A 6,474-nucleotide genomic window follows, 5' to 3' on the forward strand; every position below is an offset into this window, starting at 1 on the left:
CCGGTGACCACCTTGCCCGCGTAGGGGTCCCGGCCGCAGACCTGCTGCACATAGGGTGCGATGCGGTCATCCAGCAGGGTGACGGTGGCGGATTCCCACTTGGTGGCTTCGATGTTGGAGCAGAACACCTCCGGGCGGCCGAAAGCGGGATTCTGCACGGCGATGTTCTTCCACAGTTCCCAGCTGGAACCCTGGCCGGATTCCAGATCCAGTTCGGGGGCGTGGTCGTTGTCGCCCAGGACGCTGGCTTCGGTGCAGGAACCGTTGGTCACAAAGACCAGGTCGTTCTCGGTCAGTTCCACCGTTTCGGGGTGGCCGTGGCGTTCCAGCACCAGCTGGTGGGCCACCTTTTTGCCGGGCAGGAAGTGGAACAGCACATTGCGCACCCGGACGCCGTACTCAAACTGCACGCCGTTTTGCTGCAGATAGGCCACCAGCGGCTGGATGAGGGATTCGTACTGGTTGTACTTGGTGAATTTCAGCGCCGAGAGGTCGGGCAGACCGCCGATGTGGTGCAAAAACCGCTGCAGGTACCGCTTCATTTCCAGGGCGGAGTGCCAGGTCTCGAAGGCGAACATGGTCTGCCAGTAGAGCCAGAAGTTGGAGCGGAAGAAGGATTCTCCCAACACGTCGTCGATGGTCTTGTTGTAGAGCTGCTCGTCGGGGGTGAAGAAGAGGGCCATCAGTTCCAGGGCGGCTTCGTCCTCCAGCTCAAACCGGTTGCCGGTGTTGGCGCTGCGGCCCCGCTCCAGGGTGGCGCGGTTGTGGGAGATGTTGGGGTCATCGTGGTTCAGGCGGTAGAACTCGTCCAATACGCTCTCCCCCTCTTTTTCCAGCGAGGGGATGGACCGGTAGAGGTCCCACAGGCACTCGTAGTGGTTCTCCATCTCCCGGCCGCCCCGGATCACGAACCCGATATCGGGCCGAAGGATGCCGTCGCAGGCGCCGCCGGGCAGTTCGGCCTCCTCCAGAATATGGATGCGGCTGCCTTCCATCTGACCGTCCCGGATGAGGAAGGCCGCGGCGGCCAGACTGGCCAGCCCGCTGCCCACCAGCCAGGCCTGTTTGTTTTCCACCCCTGCGGGTTTGCGGGGACGGGCGAATGCTTCATAATTACCATTGGTGTAGTACATCGTGTACCTCCTGTACCGGCGGGAGCTGCCCGCCGGGTGTGTTGTGTTGGAAATTCCGCCCCCGGCAGGCCCTGCCTGCCATCAGCGTGTTATCAGTATACGGGTTTTGGGGGGTGATTTCGGTGGGCTGAACAACGAAACCGAAGATTTTTACCAGTTCAGCACCCAGACCGCCGCGTTCAGGTAGCCTGCAAAGGCCACCCACAGTAAGTAGGGGATCTGCAGCCAGGCCGCCAGGCGGCTGACCGAGGCGAAGGACCCGGCCATGGCCAGGATCATCACCCACAGGACGATGAGGCAGAGCAGCGCCGACAGATAGGCACCGCTGTTGAAGAAGAGCAGGCTCCAGCCGAAGTTCAGCGCCAGCTGGATGCCAAAAAGGGGGAGCGCGCGGGAGCGTTCGGGACCGCCCCGGGCTTCCACCAGCGCCATGCCGATGCCCATGAGCAGGTACAGTACCGTCCAGGCGATGGGGAACACCCAACCCGGAGGTGTAAGCGAGGATTTTTCCAGCAGCGGGTAGACATTGGCCAGACTGTCCTTTGTCAGGAAGCCTGCCAGCGCCCCCACGCCCAGAGAGATGGCGGGAAACAGAATGAATCCGAATTTTTTCATGGGAATACCTCCCCGTTGTGGGGGCGCCGTACCCGGCGCCGGTGTAAAAAGTGGTCAGAATACCAGGACCTGGCCCGGCAGCTGCATGTTGCGGTAACGGTGTTCCAGTTTTGCGTCGGTGTACCATACATCCAGCGCCTGTTCCACCGTGTTGGAGGCGGTCAGCCCCCGGCTGCGTTCTTCCATCCGCAGCAGTGCCGCGGCCGAAAGGCCCATATCCACCGTGAGCAGCAAAGCCACCGTCAGCGCCAGAGCCTGCCCGGTACGGCGGGGTACCCGGCGCAGCCAGCCCAGCAGCCAGGGGGCTGCCAGCCGGACCCAGAACACCCCCGCCGCGCCCCAGAAGAGGGCGAACAGAAGATTGGTGCGGCCGTCCAGATTGAAAGGCATCCGGGAATAGTCCCAGAACAGCCGGCCGGTGACTTTTTCCAGCACCCAGCTGGCCAGATACTCGAACCCGCCGCCCAGCACCACGCCCCCGGCAAAGAGCACCGGGGTACCCCGGCGTGCCAGCGGGACCAGTACCAGGGTCATGAGCACGGCGCCCAGGCCCCATACCAGGCTGAGGGGACCGTACAGCAGGCTGCTGCGGCTCATCAGGACGCCGGTACGCAGAAAGACAAAGACCGTTTCGAAGCAGTCGCCCAGGAAGGCGCTGCTGAGGAAGAGAAAAAACAGCTCATACCAGCCTATGCCGGCCAGCGCCGTCCGTGTTCCGCCACGCCAGCTGGCAAACATCACTGCGGCCACCGCCGCCACTACCCATATTGTCATTGGTACACCCCGTTTTGTTATGCTTGTAAGAACCGTTCCATCACCAGGTGTGCCGCAAACAACAGCGGGCGTGTTCCTTGTTCTGTTTTAGTTTGTTTCATACATCCGGTGTTCCCCACCCGGGCGGGTTCTATACCTGCCGGGCCGGAAACACCGGTTCTTTCAGCGCAGATTCTCCAGGAACTGCGCCATCTGCTCCATTGCTTCCCCCGCTGCTTTCAGCGGGAACATCTGGAAAACGTGCCACATATCGGGCCAGGTCTGCAGGACGGCGGGCACCTGGGCTTCCTGCAATTTTTGATACAGCCGGGTGGAGTCGTCCCGCAGGATCTCCCGTCCGCCCACCTGGATCAGCGTGGGCGGCAGCCCCCGCAGGTCGGCAAATAAGGGAGAGTAGCAGGCCTCGTTCCAGTCCGCGCCGGGGGCGTAAGCTTCCCGCACGGCCTCAATGTATTCCCGGGTCAGCAGCGGGTCTTTGTCCGCACACTCGGTGTAACTGTCCGCCGTGGCCGTCATATCGGTCCAGGGCGAGAACAGGATCAGCCGCGAGGGCAGCATCCGTTGTGCGTTGCGCAGATCCAGGGCCAGTTCCAGCGCCAGATTCCCACCGGCGGAATCGCCGGCCAGGATAATCTCTCTGGCACCCCAACCCAGGAACATCAGATACTCCCAAATCAGGCGTGCGTCCTCCAGTGCTTCGGGATAGGTGTGTTCCGGCGCCAGACGATACTGGAACGCCAACACTTCGTACCCGGTGGCCAGGGCCATCCGGGAGGCCAACAGCCGCGCGTACCCGAGGGTACCGCTGGTGTAGCCGCCGCCATGGCAGTACAGGATCATTTTGCTGCGGTCGTGGCCGCCTTCCGGCCGGACCCAGGCTGCGGGGATGCCGTCCACCTCAAAGGGCTCCCAGCTGAAGCCGATGGGCGGCGTCAGCAGACGGCCCAGGGCTTCCTGCCCCAGCCGCTGCCGCTTCAGATCTTCCGGTGCGGTGGAGGCGGGGGATGCGATGTTATGGACTTTACGCAGCGCGGTCAGAATCGCTTCGTTGGCTGCGGGGATGGGTGCATGGTTTGTGGTTTTGTTCATAGTGTTCCACCTTTCCTGTGGGCTGGGTCCTTCCCTGCCCTGTAATCACAGTATACGCTTTATGGCTGCACAAAGCGGTTGTCTGACCAACGGGAAGGGCCCGGGGTCAAAAAAGGCCGCCGGCCCGGCGGGTCGGCGGCTGGTAAATTCCGGTTCAGTGCAGTCCGGTACGGCGGGCGGTGAGGACGGCGGCGAAATCCGCCAGTCCGTCGGCAATCAGCCCGACGCCGAAGATCCGTACTACCAGCTGCACCGTCTGGAAGGGGTTGACCACGATCACGGCCCCCAGCACCAACGGGATCAGGCTGGAAAGCAGCAGCGCGGTGGCGTCCGGGGTGTGGTCCCGCAGAGCCATAAAGGCCAGGGGCAGTTTGCCCACGCCGTCCAGAAGAAGCAGCGAACCCAACACCAGCGGCAGGAAGGCCAGCAGCGTCTGCGGCCAGACCATGGCGAATACCGCAAAGGCCAGCGGCAGCACCGTCAGGAAGAGGTCTGCGCCCGAGGCCTCGCCGTTTTTGCGTGTTTGCAGATAGCGCAGCAGGTGGCTGACACCGTAGCAGGCGGCGCCCCCTGCCAGCGCCCAGACAAACACCGTACTGGTGGCGGCGGGGAATGCCAGCAGCAGCCCGCCCATTAAAACGTACAGCAGCGCGATCCATACCGAAGCACTGCGCTCCCAGAAATATAGCACCATAAGATTTCTCCTTTTCTGCCGCCGTCAGCGGCTCACCGTAAAATTACCCGATCCATCAGGCTGCTGAGGGCGAACAGGTCCGACCCTGCCAGCAGCTCCAGCGTAACGCAGCCCAGGCCCGAAAACCACAGCTCCATTTCGCTGTCAAAGTCCAGCACCCCGGCCGATTCCAGGGTGTAAGCCTGAATACGGCTGTAGGGCAGCACCGCGTACATCTTTTTCTTGCCGGTAACACCCTGGGTATTCACCGCGATCAGCCGGCGGTCGGTAAAGACCACCCCGTCCCGGATGCCCTGGTATTGCTGCAGAATCTTTTCCTGCGGCAGCAGCATAGGCTGCACCAGCTGGGCCAGTTTTGCGTCCTGTACGGGACGCAGTTTCAAAAATGCTCGATTTTCCAGATCCATGGCTTTCACCTCTTTCATTTCCCGGGTCTGCTTCTGCGTTCCCGATGCTGTTAGTATAGTCCTTTTTCCCGGGGAAATCCGTTGTCTGCACAACCGCAGCCGCAGCATATTTTTGCTTTGCCGCGCCCCGCCCCCTGCTGCGGTCTTACCGCCGCGGCAGACATGCCGTATACTGGCCTTACAGACTTGTTATACGGAGGATTGGCTTATGCAGACCATAGACCGGAACCACTGGGAACGCAACGAGATCTTTACCTTCTTTTCCCGGTTTGAATACCCTTTTTATTCGGTCACCATCCCGGTAGATGTAACGCCCGTGCGGCAGTTTGCCCGGGAAAACCAGGTTTCCTTTTACCACATGATGATCTGGCTCTGCACCAAAGCGGTGAACCGGGTGCCGGCTTTCCGGATGCGGGTGCGCGGCGAAGAGGTGGTGCTGCTGGACCGGACCGATCCCAGTTTTACCGCCATGCGCCGGGGGGAAAGCCTTTTCCGCATCATTACCCTGCCCTGGGAGGCTTCCCCGCTGGCATTTTGCGCCCATGCCTGCCGCGCCGATGCCGCCCAGGATGTCTTTATAAAGGAAAACGACACCGACAGCCTGATCTATTTTTCCTGCACCCCCTGGTTCGACTTTACGGCCCTGACCAATGAGCACACCCTGGACAAAGACGATACCGTGCCCCGCCTGGCCTGGGGCCGCTGGTATGAGGAAAAAGGCCGGTGGTGGATCCATCTTTCGGTGGAAGTAAACCACCGCCTGCGTGGCCTGCGGCTGCTGTGTAAAAGTCTGCCCGCTGCAGGCCATTAAGATCGTCCGGGGCATACTGGCCCGGGTCAACCCCGACAAGTGCGTGGGCTGCGGCAAATGTGCCGCCGAATGCCCCGCCAGCGTCATTCAGATCCGGGAGGCCGAAGCATGAAAAAACAGTGGTATGATTATCTGTGGATCGCTTCGCTCCTGTATCTGGTGCTGGGCTTTTTCAACATTCTGTTTGCCTGGCTGGGGCTGCTGTGCTTTTTTATCCCGCTGCTGTTTGCCGCGGTGGGCGGCACCAAAGGCTACTGCAACCGGTACTGCGGCCGTGGCCAGCTGTTCGGGATGCTGGGCGGGCGGTTCGGTTTGTCCCGCAGGCGGGATATCCCCCGCTGGATGAAAAGCAAGGCATTCCGCTACGGGTTCCTGGTGTTTTTCTTTGCCATGTTCTTCCTGATGCTGTGGAACACCTACCTGGTGTTTGCCGGTGCCCGGGACCTGAAACAGGTGGTCACCCTGCTGTGGACCTTCAAGCTGCCCTGGCACTGGGCCTACCACGGCACCCTGTTCCACCCGGGTGTTGCCCAGTTCGCCTTTGGGTTCTACAGCGTTATGCTGACTTCCACCGTGCTGGGGCTGATCACCATGGTGCTCTTCAAGCCCCGCAGCTGGTGCGTCTACTGCCCCATGGGCACCATGACCCAGCTGATCTGCAAAGCCAGAAACGGGCGGGCCCCGCAGGCCCCCACACAACGGTTGACAGCCCGGCCGCCCCATGATACAATAACCGCCGGGAATGAAGTTCTCCCATGGGAAACCTAAACCGCTGATACAAGCTGATGACTTCTGTGAACGTACCGTCCGCAGAAAGGCATCAGCTTTTTTGCGCCCCAAAAAAGGAGGATTTTGTTATGTTACCGTCCCTTGCCCTGATCATTCTGGTGGGGTTGGCCCTGGGCCTGCCCTGCGGGCAGCTGGTGCTCTCGGTGGCGGTGCTGGCCATCC

General features: G+C 61.4%; 9 protein-coding genes and 1 riboswitch. Of the genes, 3 read left to right on the plus strand and 6 right to left on the minus strand.

Annotation, left to right across the window (positions count from 1 at the left end; genetic code table 11):
• From H6B10_RS11505 to H6B10_RS11530, 6 genes are all read right to left on the minus strand, one after another.
• Positions 1–1,133 (minus strand): oleate hydratase (locus tag H6B10_RS11505; RefSeq protein ID WP_204651738.1); only part of this gene is annotated, 1,133 nt, incomplete at its 3' end.
• A gap of 150 nt (positions 1,134–1,283) precedes the next feature.
• A complete protein-coding gene (locus tag H6B10_RS11510; protein ID WP_204651739.1) occupies positions 1,284–1,748 on the minus strand; it encodes a TspO/MBR family protein in 465 nt (154 codons plus the stop codon).
• A gap of 54 nt (positions 1,749–1,802) precedes the next feature.
• Positions 1,803–2,522, minus strand: a complete 720-nt coding sequence (locus tag H6B10_RS11515) for a putative ABC transporter permease (protein WP_204651740.1) — start codon at positions 2,520–2,522, stop codon at positions 1,803–1,805.
• 162 nt (positions 2,523–2,684) lie between these two features.
• Complete coding sequence (locus H6B10_RS11520; RefSeq protein ID WP_204651741.1) at positions 2,685–3,611, minus strand: alpha/beta hydrolase; 927 nt, start codon at positions 3,609–3,611, stop codon at positions 2,685–2,687.
• A gap of 154 nt (positions 3,612–3,765) precedes the next feature.
• Complete coding sequence (locus H6B10_RS11525) at positions 3,766–4,305, minus strand: HdeD family acid-resistance protein (RefSeq protein WP_204651742.1); 540 nt, start codon at positions 4,303–4,305, stop codon at positions 3,766–3,768.
• 32 nt (positions 4,306–4,337) lie between these two features.
• Positions 4,338–4,730, minus strand: coding sequence for a PH domain-containing protein (locus H6B10_RS11530; RefSeq protein WP_243427362.1), 393 nt, complete (start codon positions 4,728–4,730; stop codon positions 4,338–4,340).
• Between the two features lie 190 nt (positions 4,731–4,920).
• On the opposite strand from H6B10_RS11530, the gene H6B10_RS11535 reads away from it, so the two are divergent.
• From H6B10_RS11535 to H6B10_RS11545, 3 genes are all read left to right on the plus strand, one after another.
• Entirely contained in the window at positions 4,921–5,523 is a 603-nt protein-coding gene (locus H6B10_RS11535) for a CatA-like O-acetyltransferase (RefSeq protein ID WP_204651743.1), read from the plus strand.
• The gene (locus tag H6B10_RS11540) at positions 5,477–5,635 is read left to right on the plus strand and encodes a 4Fe-4S binding protein (RefSeq protein WP_204651744.1); all 159 of its coding nucleotides are present in this window, start codon (positions 5,477–5,479) and stop codon (positions 5,633–5,635) included. Before H6B10_RS11535 ends, H6B10_RS11540 begins: the two co-directional genes overlap by 47 nt.
• Positions 5,632–6,291 (plus strand): 4Fe-4S binding protein, encoded by a 660-nt coding sequence (locus H6B10_RS11545; protein ID WP_243427363.1) that lies wholly within the window; start codon positions 5,632–5,634, stop codon positions 6,289–6,291. The genes H6B10_RS11540 and H6B10_RS11545 overlap by 4 nt, the downstream gene beginning before the upstream one ends.
• Positions 6,253–6,325, plus strand: a riboswitch (Fluoride riboswitch). (Overlaps the previous gene by 39 nt.)
• The last annotated feature ends 149 nt before the right edge of the window (positions 6,326–6,474 follow it).

Origin of the sequence: Gemmiger formicilis, assembly GCF_016901605.1 — a bacterium.
In the GTDB taxonomy this organism is placed as follows: Bacteria; Bacillota; Clostridia; order Oscillospirales; family Ruminococcaceae; genus Gemmiger; species Gemmiger formicilis_B.